The sequence below is a fragment of the Roseibium sp. RKSG952 genome, from assembly GCF_009711355.1.
Genome location: NZ_SMMF01000496.1, coordinates 1 through 1362 on the forward strand (window position 1 = coordinate 1; position 1362 = coordinate 1362).

General features: G+C 54.0%; 2 protein-coding genes. One reads left to right on the plus strand and one right to left on the minus strand.

The window, feature by feature from the left end; translation table 11 throughout:
* The coding region (locus E1297_RS48965) for a hypothetical protein (protein WP_196223127.1) at positions 1 to 463 on the plus strand (463 nt) is incomplete at its 5' end.
* 183 nt (positions 464 to 646) lie between these two features.
* On the opposite strand, the gene E1297_RS01770 is transcribed toward E1297_RS48965, so the two are convergent.
* Positions 647 to 1210, minus strand: coding sequence for an HNH endonuclease (locus E1297_RS01770; protein WP_155133128.1), 564 nt, complete (start codon positions 1208 to 1210; stop codon positions 647 to 649).
* Between the last annotated feature and the right edge of the window lie 152 nt (positions 1211 to 1362).

Here is a 1362-nt window from a genome sequence, read left to right on the forward strand (position 1 = left end):
CCCCGTCCTTCAGGGTGGGGAAGACGTTAAGCGAGAAACCTATGAGACAGTTGAACTGAATGCAGCCCGAGAATGCCGTTTTGACGAGGGCATGCGAATTGAAGTGCTTATGCCGGAGTGCGTTTCGTTTGACTGTTCGGCTATGACGATTCTTGTTGCGGCGAAAAAGGAAGTGGACACCGCTTCGTCAGGCGTGGATCGTTGGGAGGATGAAAAGGTTCTGTCTTGGCTGAATCTCAGACAGGACTACCAGCGTGCAGTTCGTTTTCAAATAAATAACCATAGTTCTCAGCAGTACTTCGGAAAAGCGATGGGCACACTCTGCGAGAGCCTTGAATTCTGGGGAAATTCTCAGGGTGGATTTTCAAACAAATATAACAAGAAGAAATTTGAAAAGTGCATTGACCGCTGGCGAAACAGGGATCTCGAAATAGGAACACACAATTCTATGCTTCGGAGATGAAGACTGGTTCGGGGAAACGCAGGGCTCGCGTCGACAATCGTGCACGGGTGGTTGCACGCTCCCTGGCGTGCTGAGATGGTCTACGGCGAATCACCTGACTTCTTGTCTTAGCGAGCACCGACCGCCATCCCTGACCTTCTGATCGGCATCGGTTGGCGGCCGGTTTCCATACTCAAGTTGCGATCACTCGGTTTCGAGTTCCGAATCCCAGTAGATGAAATCCACCCAAGCCTTAGGTGTTGCCGGGTAGCGGCCGAGCCTGCGCGCCTTCTTGGCGATCTCGAACCTGTCAGGACGATACGGCCATGGATTCGGAATCATTCCGACCTCTTTCGGCAGGTGGTTGCCTTTGTGCAGATTACAGGGTTCGCAGGCGGTCGAGATGTTGTCCCAATCCGTGCCTCCGCCCTTGGATCGCGGAATGACGTGGTCGAAGGTGAAATCCTTGGGCGGGACCCTGTCGCCACAATAGACGCACTTGCCCTCGTCCCGAATCCAGATGTTGGCCCGGGTGAAGGGAACGCGAAGTTTGGGCTTCACGTAGTTGCGCATCGCCACGACGCTCGGCAGCTTGAACTCCCACGTCTTCCCCGTCAGCGTGCGATCATATTCCGAAACGGTCACTAGGCGGTCAGAGAAGATGCCGCGAACCGCGTTCTGCCACGAAATGACGGAGAGGGGATGAATGGAGAACGGAGTATAGTCCGCATTTAGAAGCAGTGCCGGATACTGGCTTTCGGCAATCATAATCCTGGTCCTGGTCTCATCTTTTGTGATGCCGGGCGGTCAATCATCGTGTCTTGAAAACGCCCGGTCTTTGTTTGTATGATGCCGGCGAATGCCTGGCGCCTCTAGGTCATGCTTTCGAGGTAATTAACGTCTTCCCCGCCCTGAAGGAC